General features: G+C 74.7%; 18 protein-coding genes and 1 riboswitch. Of the genes, 5 read left to right on the top strand and 13 right to left on the bottom strand.

Annotated elements, in window-relative coordinates; translation table 11 throughout:
• Window positions 1–235 (bottom strand): ferrochelatase (locus IF73_RS0122440; protein ID WP_031010913.1); only part of this gene is annotated, 235 nt, incomplete at its 3' end.
• 160 nt (window positions 236–395) lie between these two features.
• Here IF73_RS0122440 and IF73_RS0122435 point away from each other — a divergent pair.
• Both IF73_RS0122435 and IF73_RS0122430 read left to right on the top strand, forming a co-directional pair.
• Entirely contained in the window at window positions 396–1,652 is a 1,257-nt protein-coding gene (locus tag IF73_RS0122435) for an MFS transporter (RefSeq protein ID WP_031010911.1), read from the top strand.
• A complete protein-coding gene (locus IF73_RS0122430) occupies window positions 1,597–2,931 on the top strand; it encodes a D-arabinono-1,4-lactone oxidase (RefSeq protein ID WP_031010909.1) in 1,335 nt (444 codons plus the stop codon). The genes IF73_RS0122435 and IF73_RS0122430 overlap by 56 nt, the downstream gene beginning before the upstream one ends.
• A gap of 7 nt (window positions 2,932–2,938) precedes the next feature.
• Here the strand turns inward: IF73_RS0122430 and IF73_RS0122425 are convergent, their stop codons facing one another.
• Window positions 2,939–3,796, bottom strand: a complete 858-nt coding sequence (locus IF73_RS0122425) for a hypothetical protein (protein WP_234338307.1) — start codon at window positions 3,794–3,796, stop codon at window positions 2,939–2,941.
• A gap of 552 nt (window positions 3,797–4,348) precedes the next feature.
• Here IF73_RS0122425 and sepH point away from each other — a divergent pair.
• Complete coding sequence (gene sepH, locus IF73_RS0122420) at window positions 4,349–5,425, top strand: septation protein SepH (RefSeq protein ID WP_031010905.1); 1,077 nt, start codon at window positions 4,349–4,351, stop codon at window positions 5,423–5,425.
• Between the two features lie 51 nt (window positions 5,426–5,476).
• Here the strand turns inward: sepH and IF73_RS0122415 are convergent, their stop codons facing one another.
• On the bottom strand, window positions 5,477–6,304 hold the full coding sequence (locus IF73_RS0122415; RefSeq protein ID WP_031010903.1) for a sulfurtransferase: 828 nt from the start codon (window positions 6,302–6,304) through the stop codon (window positions 5,477–5,479).
• A 161-nt stretch (window positions 6,305–6,465) separates the two neighbouring features.
• On the opposite strand from IF73_RS0122415, the gene IF73_RS0122410 reads away from it, so the two are divergent.
• Complete coding sequence (locus IF73_RS0122410; protein ID WP_078868195.1) at window positions 6,466–7,239, top strand: VOC family protein; 774 nt, start codon at window positions 6,466–6,468, stop codon at window positions 7,237–7,239.
• A gap of 18 nt (window positions 7,240–7,257) precedes the next feature.
• Here IF73_RS0122410 and IF73_RS0122405 read toward each other — a convergent pair whose 3' ends face one another.
• The 7 genes from IF73_RS0122405 to IF73_RS0122375 all read right to left on the bottom strand — a co-directional run bounded on the left by IF73_RS0122405 (window position 7,258) and on the right by IF73_RS0122375 (window position 17,911).
• A complete protein-coding gene (locus tag IF73_RS0122405; protein WP_037880077.1) occupies window positions 7,258–8,607 on the bottom strand; it encodes a polysialyltransferase family glycosyltransferase in 1,350 nt (449 codons plus the stop codon).
• A 2-nt stretch (window positions 8,608–8,609) separates the two neighbouring features.
• Window positions 8,610–9,575 carry a glycosyltransferase family 2 protein gene (locus IF73_RS0122400; RefSeq protein WP_031010896.1) on the bottom strand — a complete coding sequence of 322 codons (966 nt, stop codon included), beginning with the start codon at window positions 9,573–9,575 and terminating at the stop codon, window positions 8,610–8,612.
• A gap of 63 nt (window positions 9,576–9,638) precedes the next feature.
• Complete coding sequence (locus tag IF73_RS0122395) at window positions 9,639–12,275, bottom strand: YfhO family protein (RefSeq protein ID WP_078868194.1); 2,637 nt, start codon at window positions 12,273–12,275, stop codon at window positions 9,639–9,641.
• Window positions 12,276–12,437: 162 nt separating this feature from the next.
• Window positions 12,438–13,088, bottom strand: a complete 651-nt coding sequence (locus tag IF73_RS0122390) for a thymidine kinase (RefSeq protein ID WP_031010893.1) — start codon at window positions 13,086–13,088, stop codon at window positions 12,438–12,440.
• A 51-nt stretch (window positions 13,089–13,139) separates the two neighbouring features.
• Entirely contained in the window at window positions 13,140–14,345 is a 1,206-nt protein-coding gene (locus IF73_RS0122385; protein WP_031010891.1) for an alkaline phosphatase family protein, read from the bottom strand.
• Window positions 14,345–14,944: a DUF5998 family protein gene (locus IF73_RS0122380; RefSeq protein ID WP_031010889.1), complete on the bottom strand. Its 600-nt coding sequence runs from the start codon at window positions 14,942–14,944 to the stop codon at window positions 14,345–14,347. Before IF73_RS0122380 ends, IF73_RS0122385 begins: the two co-directional genes overlap by 1 nt.
• A 39-nt stretch (window positions 14,945–14,983) precedes the next feature.
• Complete coding sequence (locus tag IF73_RS0122375) at window positions 14,984–17,911, bottom strand: bifunctional GNAT family N-acetyltransferase/acetate--CoA ligase family protein (protein ID WP_031010887.1); 2,928 nt, start codon at window positions 17,909–17,911, stop codon at window positions 14,984–14,986.
• A gap of 176 nt (window positions 17,912–18,087) precedes the next feature.
• Here IF73_RS0122375 and IF73_RS0122370 point away from each other — a divergent pair, with 176 nt between their 5' ends.
• Complete coding sequence (locus tag IF73_RS0122370) at window positions 18,088–18,369, top strand: HPr family phosphocarrier protein (RefSeq protein ID WP_031010885.1); 282 nt, start codon at window positions 18,088–18,090, stop codon at window positions 18,367–18,369.
• Window positions 18,370–18,524: 155 nt separating this feature from the next.
• Here IF73_RS0122370 and IF73_RS0122365 read toward each other — a convergent pair whose 3' ends face one another.
• The 3 genes from IF73_RS0122365 to IF73_RS0122355 all read right to left on the bottom strand — a co-directional run bounded on the left by IF73_RS0122365 (window position 18,525) and on the right by IF73_RS0122355 (window position 21,903).
• Window positions 18,525–19,208 carry a GntR family transcriptional regulator gene (locus tag IF73_RS0122365; protein ID WP_031010883.1) on the bottom strand — a complete coding sequence of 228 codons (684 nt, stop codon included), beginning with the start codon at window positions 19,206–19,208 and terminating at the stop codon, window positions 18,525–18,527.
• Window positions 19,209–19,400: 192 nt separating this feature from the next.
• Window positions 19,401–20,171 (bottom strand): M23 family metallopeptidase, encoded by a 771-nt coding sequence (locus IF73_RS0122360; protein ID WP_031010880.1) that lies wholly within the window; start codon window positions 20,169–20,171, stop codon window positions 19,401–19,403.
• An 8-nt stretch (window positions 20,172–20,179) separates the two neighbouring features.
• A riboswitch (cyclic di-AMP (ydaO/yuaA leader) is annotated at window positions 20,180–20,341 on the bottom strand.
• A gap of 197 nt (window positions 20,342–20,538) precedes the next feature.
• Complete coding sequence (locus tag IF73_RS0122355) at window positions 20,539–21,903, bottom strand: M16 family metallopeptidase (RefSeq protein ID WP_037880085.1); 1,365 nt, start codon at window positions 21,901–21,903, stop codon at window positions 20,539–20,541.
• Window positions 21,904–21,906: the final 3 nt, after the last annotated feature.

Raw genomic sequence — 21,906 nt, 5'->3', positions numbered from 1 at the left:
ACCCGGCGAAGTCGGTCCGCAGCGCGTCGAGCAGGGCGCGGTTCTGGCCGTTGATCGGGCTGACGCCGCCGAAGAGGAAGTAGTGCTGCCCCACCTCCTTGAGCCGCTCCCTGGGGATGCCGCGGCCGCGCGTCACGTTCTCCAGGAACGGGACGACGTCGTCCGGGCCCTCGGGGCCGCCGAAGGAGAGCAGCAGCAGGGCGTCGTACGGGGCGGGATCGTGCTGATCGGACATGGCACCGATCCTCCCACCCGGCGGCGCCGGCCCGGGGCGCGGCCCGTCCGGAAATACGGGGATGACCCGACGGCTTCGAACCCTTAGGCTTTAGACGTCAATTACACGTGTTGACCGTGACGAACGGGCGGCGCGCCGCGTCGCAGAGCCGGAGAACACCTTGCCCAGTCCCTACCGCGCGATCTTCTCGGCGCCCGGTACCGCGTCGTTCTCCGTGGCCGGCTTCCTCGGCCGGATGCCGCTGTCCATGATGGGCATCGGCATCGTCACGATGATCTCCCAGGTCACCGGCCGGTACGGGCTCGCCGGCGCCCTCTCCGCGACGCTCGCGATGTCCGCCGCCGTGCTCGGCCCCCAGGTCTCCCGCCTGGTCGACCGGTACGGGCAGCGGCGGGTGCTCCGCCCCGTCACCCTGATCTCCCTGGCCGCCGCCACCGGGCTGCTGCTCTGCGTGCAGCAGCAGGCCCCGGACTGGACGCTCTTCGCCTTCACGGCCGTGATCGGCGTCGTGCCGAGCGTCGGGGCGATGACCCGGGCCCGCTGGGCGGGCATCTACCGGGGCGACGCGCGCTCGCTGCACACCGCGTACTCGTGGGAGTCGATCGTCGACGAGGTGTGCTTCATCTTCGGCCCGATCATCTCCATCGGCCTGTCGACCACCTGGTTCCCCGAGGCCGGCCCGCTGCTGGCCGGGGTCTTCCTGGCGATCGGCGTCTTCTGGCTGACCGCCCAGCGGGACACCGAGCCGGAGCCGCATCCGCAGCCCGCCGCCAAGGGCGGTTCGGCGCTCCGCTCCCCCGGCCTCCAGGTCCTCGCCCTGGCCTTCGTCGCCACCGGCGCGATCTTCGGTTCGGTGGACGTGGTGACCGTGGCCTTCGCCGAGGAGCGGGGCCAGAAGGCCGCCGCCAGCCTGGTCCTCGCCGTGTACGCGCTGGGCTCCTGCCTGGCCGGCGCGGTCTTCGGACTGCTGCACCTCAAGGGCGAGCCGTCCCGCCGGTGGCTGCTGGGCGTCTGTGCGATGGCCGTGAGTATGATCCCCCTCCTACTGGCCGGGAACCTGCCGTTGCTGGCCGTGGCGCTCTTTGTCGCGGGCCTGTCCATCGCGCCGACGATGGTGACCACGATGGCCCTCGTCGAGAAGCACGTACCGCACACCCAGCTCACCGAGGGCATGACCTGGACCGGCACCGGCCTCGCGATCGGTGTGGCGCTCGGTTCCTCGGCGGCCGGCTGGGTGGTCGACGCCTCGGGGGCGGAGGCGGCGTACGTGGTGCCCGTCGTCTCGGGCGCGCTCGCGGTCGTGGTGGGCCTGCTCGGCCACCGCCGGCTGCGCAGGCCGGCGCCGAACCGGGAGGGGCGAGATGAGCACGAGGACAGCGGGACCGGGGAGCGCCGGGACGGGCAGCCCGTGGCGTAACTGGGCGGGGAACGTCGTCTCCCGCCCGGCGCGGGAGGCGACCCCGGCCTCGGCCGAGGAGCTGGCCGCCGAGATCCGCCGGGCCGCCGAGGACGGGCTCCGGGTGAAGACGGTCGGCACCGGCCACTCCTTCACCTCGATCGCGGCCACCGACGGCCTGCTGATCCGCCCGGACCTGCTCACCGGGATCCGCCGGATCGACCGCGAGGCGATGACGGTGACGGTCGAGTCGGGCACCCCGCTGAAGCGGCTGAACGTGGCGCTGGCCCGGGAGGGGCTGTCGCTCACGAACATGGGCGACATCATGGAGCAGACCGTCGCCGGGGCCACCTCCACCGGCACCCACGGCACCGGCCGCGACTCCGCCTCCATCGCCGCCCAGATCCGCGCCCTGGAGCTGGTGACGGCCGACGGGACCCTGCTGACCTGCTCCGAGCGGGAGCATCCGGAGGTCTTCGCGGCGGCCCGGATCGGGCTCGGTGCGCTGGGCGTGGTCACCGCGATCACCTTCGCCGTCGAACCGGTCTTCCTGCTCACCGCGCGGGAGGAGCCGATGCGCTTCGACCGGGTGCTGGCCGACTTCGACGAGCTGCACGCGGAGAACGAGCACTTCGAGTTCTACTGGTTCCCCCACACGGACAACTGCAACACCAAGCGCAACAACCGCAGCGCCGGTCCCGCCGCCCCGCTGCCCCGCCTCGGCGGCTGGTTCGAGGACGAGTTCCTCTCCAACGGGGTCTTCCAGGCAGCCTGCTCGCTCGGCCGCGCGGTGCCGCCGGCCATCCCGGCCATCGCCCGGATCTCCAGCCGCGCGCTCTCCGCCCGGACGTACACCGACATCCCGTACAAGGTCTTCACCTCCCCGCGCCGGGTCCGCTTCCTGGAGATGGAGTACGCGCTGCCGCGGGAGGCCGCGACGACGGCGCTGCGCGAGCTGAAGGCGATGGTGGAGGGCTCGCCGCTGAAGGTGAGCTTCCCGGTGGAGGTGCGGACCGCGCCCGCCGACGACATCGCGCTCTCCACGGCCTCCGGCCGGGAGACGGTCTACATCGCCGTGCACCTCTACAAGGGAACGCCCCACCGCGGGTACTTCACCGCGGTGGAGCGCATCATGACCGCCCACGGGGGCCGGCCGCACTGGGGGAAGGTGCACACCCGGGACGCCGCCTATCTGTCGGCCGCCTATCCGCGCTTCGCCGAGTTCACGGCGGTGCGCGACCGGCTCGACCCGGACCGCCGCTTCGGCAACGACTACCTGCGGCGGGTGCTGGGCGACTGAGGGGCCCTCATCCGGCGTCGGTGTCGCCGGACGGGGCCGTGGGGGCGTCCGGGACCGCCGGACCGGTGGTGGGCGCCTCGGTGGGAGCGGACGGCGTGGCGGGGGCTGTCGGCTCCGTCGCCGGGTCGGTCGGCTCCCGCGTCGGGTCCGTGCCGCCGTCCGCGGAGCCGGTCGGGTCCGGGGTCGGCGCGGTGGTGGCGCCGCCGTCCGGCGTCCCGGTGCCGGCGTCGGGGGTGGTGCCGGTGGACGGGGTGGCCCCGTCCGTGCCGGTCCCGTCCGCGGGCTGCCGGGTGCCGTCCTGGCCGGCGGAGCCGGTCGGGGCGGGTGCCTGCGGCTCCTCCCTCTGGTCCTGCCGCCGTTCGCGCTCCTCGGGGGCGTTCCGCTGTCCGCCGTCGCCGCCGCGGACCACCGAGCCGAAGGTGGTGGTGCCCTTGGTGCCGCTGAAGTCCTCGCCGGAGACCAGCTCGTAGGCGGTGATGCCGCCCATGGTGACGCCGAAGACGAGCGCGGCGGCCAGCACCGGGCGCTTCCAGCCGCGCAGCCGGGTGCCGTGGGTGGTGGCCGCGCCGAACTCCTCGTCGTACGGGAGCGGCGCCGCGGCCGCGGGGACGGTGCCGAGCATCAGCGTGTGGCGGTCGTCCGCGGGGAAGGGCGAGGGGGCGGCCGGGACCTGACGCGCCTTCGGCCTGGCGGCGGTGGTCACGTCCCGCACCTGCTCGCCGGTGCGCTTGAAGAGCTGCTGGAAGAGCGGCCCGCCGCAGGTGGCGATGACGCTGATCACACCGGCGCCGAGGATGGTCCCGTAGACGCCGAGGGTGGAGGCGAGTTTGGCGGCGATCACCGCCGCGAGGGCGCTGCCGGCCACCTGAGGCACGCTCAGGTCGATCTTCCGCCTGGCCTCGCCCCCCGGTTCCGGGGGCTCGCTCCCGGGCCCCGGGGCCCGTATCTCCGGTTCGTCCGTGTCGGCCGGCTGCCTGTGACGCATCTCCACCCTCTGCCTGGTCATCTGTTCCCCCGTGCACCCAGAAGGGACAAATGAGCGAAGTGAATAGTTCCGGTTCAGGGGGTTCTGTGAAGAGTGCCACGCGGGAGGAATGGAGACGGTGGCTCAACTCCCGCGCACCCCGAGAAGTTGGGCGGCGCGCCGGTCCACCCGAGTGGCCCGAATGGAGTACATTGACGAACCCTGGGTCCGGACGCCTTCCGGGGCGCCCGGGAACGGAACCGCTACCCAGTGTGACGCCCAGTCACTCCGGGTAGTGAACAGGTAACCGTGCCATAACGGCGGACCGGGGTCCACGCCCGACACGCCGGGCAACTCGGCAAGGTAGTGGCAGGCTGCACCCGGGCAGGCCACACTCGACTAGCGGAAGCAGCGACGCACGTGACGTCGGCAGGCACCACCCGGGAGGTCCCCATGCCCGAACTGCGTGTCGTGGCCGTCTCCAACGACGGCACACGACTGGTGCTCAAGGCTGCCGACAGCACGGAGTACACGCTTCCGATCGACGAGCGGCTGCGGGCCGCCGTGCGCAACGACCGGGCCCGCCTCGGCCAGATCGAGATCGAGGTCGAGAGCCACCTCCGCCCCCGCGACATCCAGGCCCGGATACGAGCCGGTGCCTCCGCGGAGGAGGTCGCCCAGCTCGCCGGCATCCCCGTCGACCGCGTCCGCCGCTTCGAGGGCCCCGTGCTCGCCGAGCGCGCCTTCATGGCCGAGCGCGCCCGCAAGACCCCGGTGCGCCGGCCCGGCGAGAACAGCGGCCCCCAGCTCGGCGAGGCGGTGCAGGAGCGGCTGCTGCTGCGCGGCGCCGAGAAGGACACCGTGCAGTGGGACTCCTGGCGGCGCGACGACGGCACCTGGGAGGTGTTGCTCGTCTACCGGGTCGCCGGCGAGGTGCACACCGCCAGCTGGACCTACGACCCGCCGCGCCGGCTCGTCCAGGCCGTGGACGACGAGGCGCGGGCGCTGATCGGCGAGACCGACGACACCCTCGCCGCCGCGCCCGAGCCGAGCTTCCCCTTCGTCCCGAGGATCGCCCGGCTGCCCCGGGACCGGCCGCTGGACCGCACCCTGGACCGGCCGCTGGACCGCACCCTGGACCGGCCGCTCGACCGGGCCCTGGACCGGCAGCTCGACCGGGCGCCGCTGACCGCGTCGGCGGCGGAGCCGGAGGAGGAGCGGGACTCGCTCACCAGCCTCCTGGAGGCGGTGCCGAGCTTCCGCGGCGACCTGGTGGTCCCCGAGCAGCCCGACACCGAGCCGTCCGACGAGGTCGAGGCGGAGGAGCCGCCCGCTCCCGCCGCCTCCGCAGGGGCGGGCGCGGCCTACGCCGACGTCCTCATGCCCCGCTCCGTCTCCGGCCACCGCGACCGGCTGCACGGCGCCACCGACCGGCAGGCGGAGGCCGACGGCGTCCGCCCGGGCCGCCGCGCGGCGGTGCCCAGCTGGGACGAGATCGTCTTCGGGACCCGCAGGAAGAAGCAGGACTGACGCACGCCGCGGCGGGCCCGCACCGGGCGACCGGTGCGGGCCCGCCGTGTCCTAGCGCGGGTCCGGCCCCGTGGCCACCGGGCGGGACGGGTCCGAGGACCACTCCGACCAGGAGCCGGCGTACAGCGCCGCCGGGATGCCGGCCAGCTCCAGGGCCAGCACCTCGTGGGCGCCGGAGACGCCCGAACCGCAGTAGACGCCTACCTCCGCCGCCTCCGTCGCGCCCAGCGCGGCGAACCGCTCGCGCAGCTCGCCGGCCGCGAGGAAGCGGCCGTCCGCGGCCACGTTCTCCGTCGTCGGCGCCGAAAGCGCGCCCGGGATGTGCCCGCCGACCCGGTCGATCGGCTCCACGTCGCCCCGGTAGCGCTCGGCGGCCCGGGCGTCCAGGAGCAGCCCCGACCGGGCCAGCGCCGCCGCCTCGTCCGCGTCGAGCAGTCGCAGCCCGCCCGGCTTCGGCGTGAAGTCGCCGGCCTCCGGCTCCGGCACCTCCGTCGACAGCTCGCCCGGCCAGCCCGCCAGGCCGCCGTCGAGCACCCGCACGTCCGGGTGGCCCGCCCAGCGCAGCAGCCACCAGGCCCGGGCGGCGCCCCAGCCGAGCCCGCCGTCGTACACCACCACCGGACGGTCGGCGCCGACGCCCGCCCGGCGCATGGCCGCCCCGAACGCCTCCGGGTCGGGCAGCGGGTGCCGGCCGCCCGCCCCGGGCGGTCCGGCCAGTTCGGTGTCGAGGTCCACGTAGACGGCACCGGGCAGGTGCCCTGCCTCGTACGCCGGGCGGCCGGGCGGGCCCCCGAGGGTCCAGCGCACGTCCAGCAGGACCGGCGGGCGAGGCCCCGCCGACTCGCTCGCGAGTTCGGTTGCGGAGATGATGGGCTTCATGGGGCCATCCTCGCGCAGTCATGCCCGCGCCGGGGACGGACCCGGCGTCTCCCGCAGGATCGCGCCAGGAAGGGTGCGACCGGGGCGCGCCGTGCGCGGCCCGGCGGATCCACCCGGCGGCGGGGCACGGTCACACGACCAGGTCCGAGGAGAGAGTGACGATGACCGAGACGGCTCGTCGCAGCCCGGGGACACCCTGCTGGGTGAGTCTGATGGTGCACGGGATCGAGGCGACGCAGGAGTTCTACCGGGCACTCTTCGGCTGGGAGTTCGTCCCGGGACCGCAGCAGCTCGGTCCGTACGTACGGGCGCTGCTGGGCGGCCGGGAGGTCGCCGGCATCGGTCAGCTGCCCCCCGACCGGCATCTGGACATCGCCTGGACCACCTATCTGGCCACGCACGACGCCGACGAGACCGCGGAGACCATCCGCTGCTGCGGCGGCACGGTCGCGGTGGGCCCGCTGGACGCGGGCGAGGCCGGCCGCATGGTCATCTGCGCCGACCCCGCGGGGGCCGTCTTCGGCGTCTGGCAGGCGGAGGCCCACCACGGCACCGCGCTCGCGGGACCGCCCGGGACCCCCGTGTGGAACGAGCTGCTCACGTACGAGACGGCCACCGTCGCCAAGTTCTACCGGACGGTCTTCGGGTACGAGGTCGAGCCGGTGGTCTCGGCCGACTTCGACTACGCCACCCTGCTCGTGGACGGGCGCCCGATCGCCTCGCTGCACGGGGTGGGCGAGGGGCTGGCCCGGGACCGGGGCCCGCACTGGATGACGTACTTCGAGGTGGCCGACACCGACGCGGCGGCCCTGCTGGTGGAGAAGCTGGGCGGCCACGTGCTGCGGGCGCCCCGGGACGGCACGGCCGGGCGGCTCGCCCTGGTCGCGGACCCGGAGGGCGCGGTGTTCACCCTCGTGAGGTCCCGCGACCGTTGACGGCGCCGCCCCCGGAGGTCAGCGGCGGCCGCGGACGAGGCCCCGGCGCAGCGGCGTACCGCCGACGTGGGCGGGCTCGCCGCCCGGGAGGCCCAGCTGGGTGAGGCGTACGGTGCCGAAGTGGTGGGCGACCGCCGGGTCGGCGTGGTGCGCCGCCAGGTACATCTCGGTCTCCGCCCGCAGTCCCGGGTGGGCCTTGTGCCGCATGCAGAAGCTCACCGCCCGGACCAGCGGGGCGAGCGAGTCCGGTGCCGGGCCGGGCACGGCCGGGTCCGCGCCGCCCTCCAGGTCGGGGACGAGGTGGTCGACCACGGTGAGCGGGATCCGGTTGCTGTTCTCGAAGGGGGTCAGCCGTTCCAGCAGCTCCTCGGTGCCGACCCGGGCGATCGGCACCCCGTAGTAGACGGCGGCGGTGAGCATCGCCGTGGAGAAGCAGCCGACGACGAGCTCCAGCTCGCAGCGCTCGTAGAAGGTCTCGGCGAGCAGCGGCACGTCGAGGACGGTGAGCCGGACGCCGGCCTCCTCGGCCGCCTCGCGGAGCACCGTCGAGTAGGCGGCCGGCGCGGTGGGGTGCGGCTTGAAGACGATGCTGCGGTGGCCGAGGGCGGCGGCGCCGCGGACCATCCGCACGTGCAGTTCCTCCTCCTCCTCGACGGTGAGGAGGCCGAGCGCGGCGAGGTACTGGCCGAGGAGCAGCGCGGTCGGCCGGGCGGCGACGGCGGCGGCGACCGCCGGGTCGTCGCCGGCGTCGGCGGCGATCTCGGCGAGGACCGCGCGGAAGGCGTCGTCGGGGACGAGCTCGGACGGGGTGCCGTACTCGGTGAGGAGCATCGGCGTCAGGCCCGGCACCAGGTCGAGGTGGAGCAGGCGGCGGATCCGGCAGGCCAGGGACTGGGCGACGTCGGTGCGGGTGGGGCCGTAGCTCATCAGCCCGTCGGCGTACACCTCCACGCTGCTCTCCGGGAAGCAGGCGCCGAGCGCCTTGGCCGGGTTGACCTGGATGGACTCCACGACCAGCTCGACGCGGGCGGTGCCGAGGTCCCAGGCGGTGCGGAGCACGCGCTGCCAGAGCGGGGCCTCCTCGGGGCGGGGGGCCCAGGCGGCCGGGTGGTACGGGTGGATCGTCTCGTTCCAGTCGAGGACGCCGTCGAAGCGGGCGGCGATCCGCGGGTAGCCGGTCATGGTCTCCAGGCGGAGCGCGGTCTCCGGGATCTCGGCGTTGTGCGAGAGGAGCAGCAGGCGGCGGGCGTCGCCGGGGGCGCCGTACAGTCCGGCGTCGATCGCGGCGGCGACGGTCGCGGCGCCGTAGAGGGTGGAGACCTGGAAGATCTGGACCGTGCGTGCGCCCGCGGCGGTGTCGGTGGTCATGGTCAGACGGTCCTTCCGGTCTCGCGCAGGCTCCGCAGAAGGGTGGCGCGGGGGGTGTCCATGGTGGCGAGGGTCTCTTCGAGGACGTCCTGCGGCATGCGGTGCAGGGCGTCGGCGACGTCGGCGCGCAGCCGCTGGGCGACCTCGGGTTCGTACTTCCCGGCCTTGTTCACGTGGAAGGCGATCATCGCGCAGTAGGTGCGGACGGCCTTCGGGAGGAAGCGGTCGGCGTCGCGGTCCCGGGAGACCTCCTCCAGGAGCAGGTCGTAGGAGGGGATGAAGTCCAGCTGGCGGTTGTCGCTGATCTGGGTGAGCGAGGTGGTGACGCCCCGGCGGTAGAAGACGCCGTGCAGGGAGAGGGCGGCGTAGGTGCGGGCCTTGAGGTGGAGGCGCCAGACCCAGAGGCGGTCCTCGGCGGTGCGCAGCCTGGTCTCGAAGCGGGACTCGCCGTTCTCGAAGAGGGTGCGGCCGTAGACGCCGAAGGGGACGAAGGGGTAGTCCACCATCGTGATCATGCTGGCCGGGGCGATGCCGTCGCGGGGGTCCATGACGGCGTCGCGGACCTTGGCGGGGGCGTACTTGATGTTCCGCTTGCGGCCCTCGGCGAGGACGTGGTCGGTGCGGGCGAAGTCGCAGCCGAGGCGCTCTATGCCGTCGACGGCGGCGCGGAGGTGGCCGGGGGCGTACCAGTCGTCGCCGTCGAGGAAGGTGAGGTAGTCGCCGGTGGCGGCGTCGATGCCGGTGTTGCGGGCCTGGGCGACGCCGAGGTTGGTCTCGTGCCGGATGACCCGGGCGTTGGGGATGCGGTCCTTCCAGCGGTCGAGGACGTCCGGGGTCTCGTCGGTGGAGCAGTCGTCGATCAGCAGGAACTCGAAGTCCGGGTCCGCGTTGTGGGCGAGGCTGCGCACGGTGTCGGGGGCGTACGGCCCGACGTTGTGGAAGGGGACGACGACGGAGAGTTTGGGCACGCGGAGAATCCCCACACTGGATCGGAGGCGGACACGGATGGAATCGGGGGTGTCTTCCGGCTGTCAGGCGCCGGTACGGCGGGCAGCGTAATCGGCGTCCTGACCGCCCGAACGAGCCTCGTGTGGACGGTCGGTGAACTCTTGTCGTCCCTCGTGCGAACCGTCCGCCGGCCGCTGCGCGCGGCGCCGGGCGAGGAGGGCCGTGGCGAGGAGGGCGAGCAGGGCGGCGGCTCCGGCGGCGGCGCCGAGCCGGACGCCGGGGGGCCGGAAGGTGCAGCTCACGCGGGTCGCGCGGCCGTCGAGGGGGACGGCGAGCAGGCCCCGGTGGGAGCGGGCGGAGACGGGCTCGGCGTCGCCGGCCGCGCACCGCCAGCCGGTGGCGCGGGGGACGGCGACGACGGCGACGCCGGTGCTGCCGGGGGGCAGTTCGGCGGTGAGGCCGTGGCCGGTGGCGGTGACCCGGGTGGCTCCGGTGGCGGTGAGGCGGGCGACGGCGGCGGCGAGCCGGCCGCGGTCGAGGCAGCCGACGGACTGCCGGGGCAGGGTGGGCGTCCGGTCGGTGACCAGGTCGATCCGGACCTCGCCGCCGGCCCGGACGGTGCCGAGGCCCCGCATGGCGGCGCGCACGGCGGGCGGGCGGCCGTCGAAGTCGGCGGGGGCGGCGCCGGCGAGGGCGGCGGTGCCCTTGTACTCGGGCGCCCAGAACCAGACGTCGGTGCCGGCCGGGCAGCGGGCGGTCAGGGTGGTGCCGGTGCGGCGGACGGCGGGCAGCGTGTACACGGAGGAGCCGAGGAGGAGTTCCTGGTTGCGGAAGGCGGACTCCTCGGGGTCCACGGCGGCGTTCCCGGCGGGATGGACGGTGACGAGCGGCGGTACGGGGGTGGTGGTGGCCGTCGCGGTGCCGTGGGGCGCGGCGTCCTGGCGTACCGGTGCGGTGGCCTCGGAGCGGATCCGGGTGCCGATGGAGAAGAGCGCGTCGGTGACGGGGTTGTCGAGGGTCTCGGGGTGCCGGCCCTTGGCGTAGTGGCCGAAGCCGAGGGAGTCCAGGGTCCGGGAGGTGTTCTCGGTGGTGAGGCTGGAGTAGGCGTCGGCGCCCTCGCCGCCGAGGAGCAGCGGTTCGTTTCCGCCGGGCAGCGGGCCGGGGTCGGTGCGGTACGCGGGCCAGGCGTCGGCGCGGGCGACCTCGGCGGCCACCGCGCGCTGCCAGGGGCCGATCCGGGGCGACCAGGCGACATCGGCGCGCTGCCGCGCCTCGACCCGCATCCCGCTGACGGCCGCCTCCCCCGCCTGCGCGGTGAGCAGCAGCACGGCGGCGGTGACGACGAGCGCGGGCTTCCGGGCGGGGCGGGCGCGGAGGGCGCGGAGAGCGAGGGGCGCGGCGGCGAGGGCGAGCAGGGCGGCGGCGCCCGCGGCGGGATAGGTCCAGGCGTCGATGTCGGCGCTGTCCCGGGCGGCGAGGGCGAGCGCCCCGAAGAGGGCGGTGGCGCCGAGCAGGGGGGCCGGGCGGGGCGGGGCGGCGGCGGCGGACAGCCAGGCGGCGATCAGCAGCAGTCCGCAGAGGACGAAGGTCTGGCGGTAGGGGTTGCCGTTGGGCGAGGCGCCCGCGTGCCAGAGGAGGTGGGTCGGCCCCCACTGGAGGGAGAGCGTCACCAGGACGATCAGCGCGGTCCAGGCGAGCCGGACGCGCGGGGCGACCGCCTTGTTGAAGGGCAGGCTGAGGGCGAGGACGAGCGCGGGCGTGCCGATGAAGAGCGCCGGCGTGTTCACCTCGGAGGTGGCGGGCAGGAAGCGGCCGAGCAGTTCGGTCCAGCCGGCGGGCGCGAAGACGGTCTCGGGTGTCGGGTCGGCGTACTTCGTCCCGCTGAAGACGACGAGGACGAGCGGGGCGGCCAGCCCGACGCCGAGGGCCACGGTCCGCACGGCGCGCAGCAGGGCGCCGGGCCACGGGCGCGCGGCCCCGTCCGCCGGGTCGGCCGTGCAGAGCCGGACCGCGAGGAAGAGCGCCGCGCCGAGGGTGGCCATGTAGGCGGTGTAGAAGTTGGCGATCCAGGCGACGGCGACGACGAGCGGGCCGAGCACCGGCCGCCGGCCGGCCCTGGCCCACTCCGCCACCAGGCAGAGCAGCGGGAAGGCGATGAGGCCGTCCAGCCACATGGGCACGGAGGCGCCGTGGTTGAAGGTCCAGCCGGAGAGCGCGTACGCGGCGCCGAGGAGGGCGGCGAGCGGCCACGGGCCGGGGCGGGCCGCCGGGCGGAGCCGGATCAGCAGCGCGGCCATCGCCGCGCCCGCGGCGGTGATCTTCAGTGCGGTGATGACGTACAGCGCCAGTTCCGGCCGGTCGGCCGGGAAGAGGACGACGAGCAGCGAGAAGGGGCTGCTCAGATAGGTGCCGATGTCGCCGAGGAAGCCCGCGCCGAAGCCGGAGTTCCAGTTGAGGAAGGCGTCGCCGTGGGTGTCGCCGAGCAGGAAGGCGCGCCAGTAGGCGTGGTACGGCAGGTACTGCTGGCCCAGGTCGACGACGTTGCGGGTGTACGGGCCCAGCGGGTGGCTGCGGGCGAGCGCGGTGGCCAGCACGAACACGGCCGCCGTGAGCAGTCCGGCGCCGGCCGGGGCGAGCAGCCGCGGGTTCCGGGCCGGGCGGGGGCCGCCCCGCGCCCCGTCCCGGAGAGGGTCGGGCGCGGGCGTTGCGGCGGGTGGCACGGGTCCTCCAGGGAGCACGGGGCTCTCGTCGATCACCCGCGGCGAACGCACGGCGGGACGAACCCATTACTCCTGGTTCGGGCGACCCGAAGTGGATCACCCGGCGAGGTCCGGGCAGCGCCCAGGTGAACACCCGGTGTCACGGCCCGGAGGCGGACCGCCTCAGGCCGGGGTGACGGGCAGCACGTCCGGCGAGAGGGAGGCGGCGCGGGCGCTGGCGCTGGTCATCCGCCGGCGGTGGTGGCGGCGGCACAGCACCTCGTACCCGACGACCTCGGCGGCCGTGTTCACGTCGCCGACGACGACCTGCTCGCCCTCGACCACCATGTGGCCGCCGACGGTCCGGGCGTTGTGGGTGGCCCGGGCGCCGCACCAGCACAGCGCCTCGACCTGGAGCTGCTCGATCCGGTCGGCGAGCTCGATCAGGCGCTGTGAGCCGGGGAAGAGCTTGGTGCGGAAATCGGTCGTGATCCCGAAGGCGTAGACGTCCAGCCCGAGGTCGTCGACGATCCTCGCGAGCTGGTCGATCTGGGCCGGGGCGAGGAACTGCGCCTCGTCGACGATCACGTAGTCGGCCTTGCCGCCCTGGGAGAGCTGGTCGACGAGGTACCCGTAGACGTCCATGCCCTCGGGCGCCTCGACGGCCTCGGTCACCAGGCCGAGCCGCGAGGACAGCTTGCCGGCGCCCGCCCGGTCGTCCCGGGTGAAGATCACGCCCTGGAGGCCGCGCGCGTCGCGGTTGTGCGCGATCTGGAGCGCCAGCGTGCTCTTTCCGCAGTCCATCGTTCCGGAGAAGAACACCAGCTCGGGCATGACGGGTCGGGGACCTTTCGGGTCGGGGGAAGTCGGGGGGGTGAGGGGCGGTCAGGAGCGGACTTCGAGGAGCGGCACCAGCTGCTCGGCGGGGGTCATCGACCCGTGCATGCCGGTCATCTGGGTCTCCAGCGGCTCGCCGACGGAGGCGACGAGGGCCACGTCCTCGTGCGCGGCGGCGACGACGTCGCCGATCCGGCCGTACACCCGCTCGTCGACGGTGTCGCCGAACCAGCCGAGCTCGATGGCCTCGTCGCGGCCCGCCACCCAGAACTGCTCGCCGAGCACCTCGCGCCAGCAGGTGAGGACGTCGGCCTCCGCGCCGGGGACGGCGTAGACGTGCCGGGCGCGGCCCTCGCCGCCGAGGAGGGCGACGCCGGCGCGCAGCTCCCAGTCCTCGTCGACGTCGATGCGGTGCTCCTCGTCGAAGGGCACGTCGACCATGCCGTGGTCGGCGGTGACGTACAGCGCCGAGCGGGCGGGCAGCTGCTCGGCGAGCCGCCGCACCAGCCGGTCGACCAGCATCAGCTGGCCGCGCCAGGCGTCGGAGTCGATGCCGAAGCGGTGCCCGGCGCCGTCGAGTTCGCTGTAGTACGTGTAGACCAGCGAGCGGTCGCCGCCGGCCAGCTGCTCGGCGGCCACGTCCATCCGCTCCTCGCCGGAGAGGTGTCCGTGGAAGGTGCCGCCGCTCAGCGCGACCTGGGTGAGCGGGGTCTGCGCGAAGATCGGGGAGGACACCTGGGCGGTGTGGATCCCGGCCTCGTGTGCGAGCTGGAAGACGGTCGGGTACGGCTGCCAGACCTTGGGCGCGGTCCAGGGGCGCCACTTGAGCTGGTTCATCAGCTCGCCGCTGCGCGGGTCGCGGACCGTGTAGCCGCCCAGGCCGTGGGTGCCGGGGGCGCGGCCGGTGCCGACGGAGGCGAGCGAGGTCGCGGTGGTGGCGGGGAAGCCCGCGGTGATCGGCCGGCCGGTGCCGCCGCGCGAGGTGGCGAGCAGCGAGGCCAGGTAGGGGGCCTCGTCCGGGTGGGCCTTGATCTGCTCCCAGCCGAGGCCGTCCACGAGGAAGACGCAGACGCGGTCGGCGGGGGTCAGCTCGGCGATCCGCGCCTCGAAGCCGGGCACGCCCTGGCCGGCGACGAGGGTGGGCAGCAGGTCGGCGAGGGAGCCGGAGCCGTACTCGGGCACCGGGGCGCTCGCCGGGGCGAGCGGTTCCGGTTCGTCGGGCCAGCCGTGGGTGACCGAGGTCGGCTGCGCCATCAGCGGCCGGCCGTCGGCGCGGTGGCGGCGGTGGCCTCGGAGAGTGCCTGGGCGAAGGTGAGGGTCTGCCGGACGGTGTCCGGGCCGTCGCCGGCCTCGCTGACCCGCAGGCTGAGGTCGTCGGCGGTGGCGTTGCCGGTGTAGCCGTGGTCGGCGTCGCAGTTCGGGTCGCCGCAGGCGGCGGGCTCCAGGTCGATCCGGGAGACGGCGCCCCAGCCGATGGTGAGGACGACCTCGCGGGGCACGGTGCCCGGGGTGTACGACTCCGGGTTGGCGACGACCCGGCTGACCACGACCGACGAGATCCGGTCGAGCTTCACGGACTCGGTGGACGTGGTGGCGTACGGGCTCGGCGAGCTGTTGTCGGCGGCCTGCTCGTCGGTGTGGCTGACGATGAAGCGGCTCGGGGTGAGCACGAGGACGGTGACGTGGCGCCGGACCTCGTTGGCGTCGAAGGTGGTCTCCTGGTGGACCACGTACGACGCGACGTCCTCGCCGCCGACGGCGGCCTCCACCGCCTCGGCCACGAGTGCCGGGTAGTAGCCGCTGCGCTCGATCGCCGCGCGCAGCCCCTGGGTCGTCGTACCGGTCTTCGCCATGGACTCCATCCTACGGGGCTGCGGACCCCCTCCGGCCCGTCAGTAGCCGGGCAGGCGGCGGGGGCCGAGGTCGGTGGTGGGGGCGGCCGGGGCGAGGCGGACCGCGGCGCCGAGGACGGAGACGCCCGTGGGGGCGACCACGGCCGGTTCGAGGGCGACGGAGACGATCTCCGGGTGGTCGTCGACGAGCCGGGAGACCCGGAGCAGCAGCTCCTCCAGGGCGGGGGTGTCGACGGGGGCCGAGCCGCGCCAGCCGAAGAGCAGCGGGGCGGTGCGGATGGAGCGGACCAGCTCGGCGGCGTCCCGGTCGGTGGCCGGAACCAGCCGGTGGGCGGTGTCGCCGAGCAGTTCGGAGGCGGCCCCGGCCAGGCCGAAGGAGAGCACGGCGCCGGCGGCGGGGTCGATCGCGGCGCGCACGACGGTGTCGACGCCCCGGGGCACCATCGCCTGGACGACGGGCTGGAGCTCCGCGGGCTTGCCGAGGGCCTCGGTGAGCTCGGCGTAGGCGGTCCGCAGCTGCTCCTCGGTCGCCAGGTCGAGCCGGACGCCGCCGAGGTCGGGGCGGTGGCGGAGGTGGGGTGCGGTGGTCTTGAGCGCCACCGGGTAGCCGAGTCGGGCGGCGGCGGCCACGGCCTCGTCGGGCCCGGGCGCGGGCAGGGTGGGGCGGACCTCGATGCCGTAGCGGCCGAGCAGCTCGCGGGCCTCGTCGGCGGTGAGCGTCACGCCGCGGGACTCCTGTCCGGCGCCCCGCTCCTCGAGCACCCGGTCGATGAGGGCGGCGGCGCCGGTCTCGTCGATGGAGTCGTACTCCGGTACGCGTCCCGGCTCGGCGGCCTGCCGCCGCCACTGTCCGTACCGCACGGCCTCGGCGAGCGCGCGGACGGCCCGCTCGGCGGCGGGGTAGGCGGGGATGTTCCGGACGGGGGCGGGCGGCTGCGGGTCCGGCGCCTCCGGTGACTGCTCCGGCGCGGGCACGGCGGCCGCGGCGGGCTCCGGGGCGGTCGGCGCGGCGGCGGCCGGGCGGCGGGTGCGGGCGGGTGCGGGGCGGGTGCTGGTGGCGGCGGAGAGGGCTTCGGCGAGACCGCCCATCTCGACGTGGACGACGACGACCGGCTTGGCGGCGCCGGCGGCCCCGCTGCCGGCGACGGCCTCGCGGAGGGACTCGGCGAGGACCTCGGTGGTGCCCTCGATGCCGACCCAGGGGATCGCGGTGACGACGACCGCGTCGCAGGAGTCGTCGGCGAGGGCGGCGGCGAGCGCGTCCCGGAAGTCGGCCGGGGTGGCGGCGGTCGTCAGGTCCAGGGGCCGCTGCGGGCGCAGGCCCTCGGTGAGGCAGGCGTCGTACGTGAGGAGGCCGAGGGACTCCGAGTTGCCGAGGATCGCGACGCGTGGTCCGGCGGGCAGCGGCTGTGCGGCGAGGAGCAGTCCGGCGTCGACGAGCTCGGTGACGGTGTCGACGCGGATGACGCCGGCCTGGCGGAGCAGCGCGGAGACGGTGGCGTGCGGGATGCGGGTGACGGGGACCCGGTGGCCGGGCGGGGCGCTGCCGCTGTGGCGGGCGCCCTTGACGACGACGACCGGCTTGACGGCGGCGGTGCGGCGGGCGAGCCGGGTGAACTTGCGCGGGTTGCCGATCGACTCCAGGTAGAGGAGGACGACGTCGGTCGCCGGGTCGTCGTACCAGTGCTGGAGGAAGTCGTTGCCGGAGACGTCCGCGCGGTTGCCGGCGGAGATGAAGGAGGAGAGCCCCGCGCCGCGCCGGTGCAGCCCGGCGAGGAGGGCGATGCCGATGGCGCCGGACTGCGTGAAGAGGCCGATGCGGCCGGCGGCGGGCATCTCGGGGGCGAGGGAGGCGTTGAGCCGGACGTCGTCGGCGGTGTTGATGATCCCGAAGGCGTTGGGGCCGATGATCCGCATGCCGTACGAGCGGGCCTGCCGGACCAGGGCGCGCTGGCGCTCGCGGCCCTCGGTGCCGCTCTCGGCGTATCCGGCGGAGAGGACGACGAGGCCGCGGACGCCGTGCTCGCCGCAGTCGGCGACGACCTCGGGGACCCGCTCGGCGGGGACGGCGACGATCGCGAGGTCGACGGGGGCGCCGATGGCGGCGACGGAGGGGAAGGCGGGCACGCCGTCGAGGTCGGCCGCGGGGGCGCCGAGGGCGGGGTTGACCGCGTACAGCTGGCCGGTGAAGCCGGCGCCCCGCAGGTTCCGCAGGACCGTGCGGCCGACGCCGCCGGGGGTGCGTCCGGCGCCGACGACGGCCACCGAGCCGGGGGCGAGGAGCCGCTGGACGGAGCGGGCCTCGGCGCGCTGCTCGCGGGCGCGCTGGACGGCGAGGGAGCGGTCGGTGGGCTCCAGGTCGAGGTGGAGCCGGACGGAGCCGTCCTCGAAGCTGCGCTTCTGGGTGTAGCCGGCGTCCGTGAACACCTTGATCATCTTGGTGTTGGCGGGGAGGACCTCGGCGGCGAAGCGGCGGATGCCGCGCTCGCGGGCGACGGCCGCGATGTGCTCGAGGAGGGCGGAGGCGACGCCGCGGCCCTGGTGGGCGTCCTGGACGAGGAAGGCGACCTCGGCCTCGTCGGCGGGGGACGACGCGGGCAGGCCGCGCTCGTCGATCCGGTCGTAGCGGACGGTGGCGATGAACTCGCCGCCGACGGTGGCGGCGAGGCCGACCCGGTCGACGAAGTCGTGGTGGGTGAAGCGGTGGACGTCCTTGGCGGAGAGCCGTGGGTAGGGGGCGAAGAAGCGGTAGTACTTCGACTCGTCCGAGACCTGCTCGTAGAAGCTGACGAGCCGGTCGGCGTCGTCGGCGGTGATGGGGCGGACGCGGGCCGTGCCGCCGTCGCGGAGCACGACGTCGGCCTCCCAGTGGTCGGGGTAGGCGTGCTCCTCCGGGGCCGGGTGCTCCCCCGCTCCCGCCCCGCCCGCCCCGTCCGGTCCGTCCGTCTGCTCCGACGCGCTCCGCATGGGGCACAGCCTACGACCGGGGTGTGACACCGGCACCGTGCGCGCGCCGTCCGCGCCCCTGTGCCGGGGACGGGGGCCGAACGTCGTACGGTGGTGGGACCAATGTCGACGGGAGCACTCCGCTTCCCGTGAGAGACTGGTCTAGACAACCCGCCGAAGACCTGAAGGGCAACACCATGGCTGAGCGCCGCGTCAACGTCGGCTGGGCCGAGGGCCTGCACGCCCGCCCCGCCTCCATCTTCGTCCGTGCCGCCACGGCCTCCGGTGTCCCGGTGACCATCGCCAAGGCCGACGGCAACCCGGTGAACGCCGCCTCCATGCTCGCGGTGCTCGGCCTGGGCGCGCAGGGCGGCGAGGAGATCGTGCTCGCTTCGGACGCCGACGGCGCCGAGGCCGCGCTGGAGCGCCTCGCCAAGCTCGTCGCCGAGGGCCTCGACGAGCTCCCCGAGACGGTCTGACCCGGCGGGTCGGTTCCCCGCGCGTCCCGGACGGCCGTGTCCCCGGAATTCCCGGCGGACACGGCCGTCCGGCATTTCCGGATCCACGGAATTCCCTTTTCCGGGCAGCACGAAAAAGGCCCCGGAATTGCTATTCTTTGTATACGGCGTCCGTGTTAATTCCGGACGCTCGCCGTGTTGACGGCATGTTGCGAAACCCTCACACGGCCCCGCTCCGGCCTTTTCAGCCGGTGCAGCGGAAGCGCGTGCTCGGCGTGCAGGGCGGTCAGCGACCGGGCCCGCTCGGCGTCCCCCCGCGCGATGGCGTCGACGATCGCCCCGTGCTCGGCCCAGGCGTCCACCGGCCGGTCCGGCTGGTCCACCGTGTACATCCAGGCGATCTTGTGCCGCAGCTGGGTCAGGAGGACGGCCAGCGCCGGGCTGCCGGACGCCTGCGCGAGCGTCTCGTGGAACCAGCCGCCGAGCGCCCGCAGATCCTCCCCCTGCCCCCGGCGGGCCCGCTCCTGCCCCAGCCTGACCAGGCCGCGCAGCACCTTGAGGTGGGCTTCGGTGCGCCGCTGCGCCGCCCGGGCGGCGCCGAGCGGTTCGAGCAGCGCCCGTACGTCGAGGAGGTCGGCGGCCTCCTGGTCGGTGGGCTCGGCGACATGGGCGCCCGCGTGCCGGCGGCTGACCACGAAGCCCTCGGACTCCAGGGTGCGCAGGGCCTCGCGGACCGGGACGCGGGAGACGCCGTAGCGGCGGGCGAGCTGTTCCTCGGTCAGCCGGCTGCCGCGCTCGAAGACCCCCGAGACGATGTCGTCCCGGATCGCCGTGCATACCGATTGCGCGGGAACCCGCATGTCCGACCTCCGTATTCACTCCGCGCGCCCCGAATTCGAGCGGCGCTTCTTCCGCGACTCTATTGCAGCGCGCCGGAAATTCCGATGCCCCCTCGGAATTCGGCCGGTTCACGGCGGGGGCGTACCGGACGCGGAGCGACGAAAAGGCCCCGGCTCATGGGAGCCGGGGCCGATTCGGGGCGGGGTGGCGGGTCAGAGGCTGACACCGCGGGCGCGGAGGTACGCGACGGGGTTGATGTCGGAGCCGTACTCGGCGGTGGTCCGGGCCTCGAAGTGGAGGTGCGGGCCGGTCGAGTTGCCGGTCGAGCCGGAGACGCCTATCTGCTGGCCGGGCTCGACGGACTGGCCGACGTAGACGCCGATGGACGACAGGTGGCCGTACTGGGTGTAGGTGCCGTCGTTCATCCGGATCACGATGTTGTTGCCGTACGCGCCGCCCCAGCCGGCCTCGACGACGGTGCCGGAGCCGACGGAGACGACCGAGCTGCCGTAGGCGGCGTGGAAGTCGACGCCGGAGTGGCTGCCGGAGGACCAGAGGGAGCCGCCGGTCTTGTAGCCGGTGGAGACGTACGAGCCGGCGACGGGGAGGTTGAAGGAGGCGAGCCGGCGGCGCTCGGCCTCGCGGGCGGCGCGCTCCCTCTCCTCGCGGATCTCCTTGGCGCGGGCCTCGGCCTTGCGCTTCGCCTCGGCGCGCGCCTTGGCCCGGGCCTCGGCCTCGGCGGCCTCCTGCTCCTGGGCGGCGGCCTGCGCGTTGATCTGGTCGGCGATGGACTCGTCGGCGATCACCTTCATGAGGCCGGTGTCCTCGGCGGAACGGTCGTCCGTGTCGGCGGCGAGCGCCGGAGAGGCGAGGGTGCCGACGACGCCGGTGGTCGCGAGGGCGGCCACGCCGGCGATGCCGGCGCTGCGGCGAGCCAGTCGGCTCGCACCACGATGCTTCCCGGTGGCACGGGTGAACGCCAAGACGGTTCCTTTCCTTCCTTCTCGCCTACCGGGTTAGCTGACGGGTTCGGAGCAGGAAGGTCTCCTACGGGCCCCTCCGCGCGGGCGAAGGCGTCCGATTCACCCCAGGGACTGCGTGGGTCCCCGGCTCCCCAGGCTCGCGCCTGACGGGGACTCGGCGATGACTGTCCGGTGCCGCGGATGCGGCGCGTGCGTCGGCCGGACAGCCGGATCGACGCTAGGCCGGACGGGTGGCGATCGCCAAACAGACACGCGCATTTGTAAGACATGCCACAAGGCATACGATCACCCTTGACGCCATAACGGACAAAGCGGAGGTCTCCGACGCTTCACCGCATCGGAGACCTCCGCCGGGGCCGACGGAGCGTCAGCTCACCACGGTCACCTCGCCGATGCCGAGGGCCCGCACGGGCTCCTCGATCTGCGCGGCGTCGCCCACGAGCACGGTGACGAGCCGGTCCACCGGGAAGGCGCTGACGACGGCGGCCGTGGCCTCGACCGTGCCCGTCTCGGCCAGGCGCGCGTACAGCCGGGCCTGGTAGTCGTCCGGCAGGTGCTGCTCGACCTGGTCGGAGAGGGTCGCGGCGACCGAGGCGGCCGTCTCGTACTTGAGCGGGGCCACGCCCACCAGGTTCTGCACCGCGATGTCCCGCTCGGCGTCCGTCAACCCGCCCTCGGCCAGCGTCCGGAGCACCTTCCACAGGTCCTCCAGCGCCGGGCCGGTGGTCGGGGTGTCGACCGAGCCGCTGATGGCGAGCAGCGAGGCGCCGTGCCCCTCGCCGTCGGAGCGGAGCACCTGCCCGAAGGCGCGCACGCCGTACGTGTACCCCTTCTCCTCGCGCAGGACGGCGTCCAGACGGGACGTCAGGGTGCCGCCGAGGCAGTAGACGCCGAGGACCTGCGCGGCCCAGACGGCGTCGTGGCGGTCCGGCCCGATCCGGCCGATGAGCAGCTGGGTCTGGACGGCGCCGGGGCGGTCGACGATGACGACCCGTCCGGTGTCGTCGGCGGTGATCGGCTGCATCGGGCGCGGCACCGCCGGCTCGCCGGTCCAGCGGCCGAGCGTCTCGGCGAGGACCGCGTCCAGGTCGACGCCGGTGAGGTCGCCGACGACGACCGCGGTGGCGGCGGACGGGCGCAGGTGCGCGTCGTAGAAGGCGCGGACGGCGGCGGCGTCGATGGCCTCCACCGTCTCCTCGGTGCCCTGGCGCGGCCGGGACAGCCGGGTGCCGGCCGGGAAGAGCTCCTTGTAGAGCTGCTTGGCCGCGCGGCGGTTCGGGTTGGCGGCCTCGTGCGGGATCTCGTCGAGCCGGTTGGCGACCAGGCGCTTGACCTCGTCGGCGTCGAAGGCCGGGGAGGTCAGGGCCTCGGAGACGAGGGCCAGCGCCTTGGGGAGGCGGGAGACCGGGACCTCCAGGGAGACCCGGACGCCGGGGTGGTCCGCGTGGGCGTCGAGGGAGGCGCCGCAGCGCTCCAGCTCGGCCGCGAACTCCTCGGCGCCGCGCTCGGTGGTCCCCTCGGAGAGGGCGCGCGCCATGATGGTGGCGACGCCGTCGAGGCCCTCGGGCTCGGCGTCCAGCGGCGCGTCGAAGAAGATCTCGACGGCGACGACCTGCTGGCCGGGACGGTGGCAGCGCAGCACGGTCAGCCCGTTGTCGAGCGTGGCGCGCTCGGGGGCCGGGAAGGCCCACGGCCTGGCCTGGCCGGCCTGCGGCTGCGGGTGGAACTCCATGCT

This window comes from Streptomyces sp. NRRL F-5727 (assembly GCF_000719555.1).
Taxonomy (GTDB): domain Bacteria; phylum Actinomycetota; class Actinomycetes; order Streptomycetales; family Streptomycetaceae; genus Streptomyces.
Note: the sequence above shows the minus strand (reverse complement) of the source record. Positions and strands in the feature narration are given on the sequence as shown.

What these genes read in the sequence shown, in the direction of transcription:
- IF73_RS0122430 (WP_031010909.1), top strand. Translation starts at nt 1,597, where the DNA reads ATGAGCACGAGGACAGCGGGACCGGGGAGCGCCGGGACGGGCAGCCCG.
- sepH (WP_031010905.1), top strand. Translation starts at nt 4,349, where the DNA reads ATGCCCGAACTGCGTGTCGTGGCCGTCTCCAACGACGGCACACGACTG.
- IF73_RS0122415 (WP_031010903.1), bottom strand. Translation starts at nt 6,304, where the DNA reads ATGAAGCCCATCATCTCCGCAACCGAACTCGCGAGCGAGTCGGCGGGG.
- IF73_RS0122410 (WP_078868195.1), top strand. Translation starts at nt 6,466, where the DNA reads ATGACCGAGACGGCTCGTCGCAGCCCGGGGACACCCTGCTGGGTGAGT.
- IF73_RS0122405 (WP_037880077.1), bottom strand. Translation starts at nt 8,607, where the DNA reads ATGACCACCGACACCGCCGCGGGCGCACGCACGGTCCAGATCTTCCAG.
- IF73_RS0122390 (WP_031010893.1), bottom strand. Translation starts at nt 13,088, where the DNA reads ATGCCCGAGCTGGTGTTCTTCTCCGGAACGATGGACTGCGGAAAGAGC.
- IF73_RS0122385 (WP_031010891.1), bottom strand. Translation starts at nt 14,345, where the DNA reads ATGGCGCAGCCGACCTCGGTCACCCACGGCTGGCCCGACGAACCGGAA.
- IF73_RS0122380 (WP_031010889.1), bottom strand. Translation starts at nt 14,944, where the DNA reads ATGGCGAAGACCGGTACGACGACCCAGGGGCTGCGCGCGGCGATCGAG.
- IF73_RS0122375 (WP_031010887.1), bottom strand. Translation starts at nt 17,911, where the DNA reads ATGCGGAGCGCGTCGGAGCAGACGGACGGACCGGACGGGGCGGGCGGG.
- IF73_RS0122370 (WP_031010885.1), top strand. Translation starts at nt 18,088, where the DNA reads ATGGCTGAGCGCCGCGTCAACGTCGGCTGGGCCGAGGGCCTGCACGCC.
- IF73_RS0122365 (WP_031010883.1), bottom strand. Translation starts at nt 19,208, where the DNA reads ATGCGGGTTCCCGCGCAATCGGTATGCACGGCGATCCGGGACGACATC.
- IF73_RS0122355 (WP_037880085.1), bottom strand. Translation starts at nt 21,903, where the DNA reads ATGGAGTTCCACCCGCAGCCGCAGGCCGGCCAGGCCAGGCCGTGGGCC.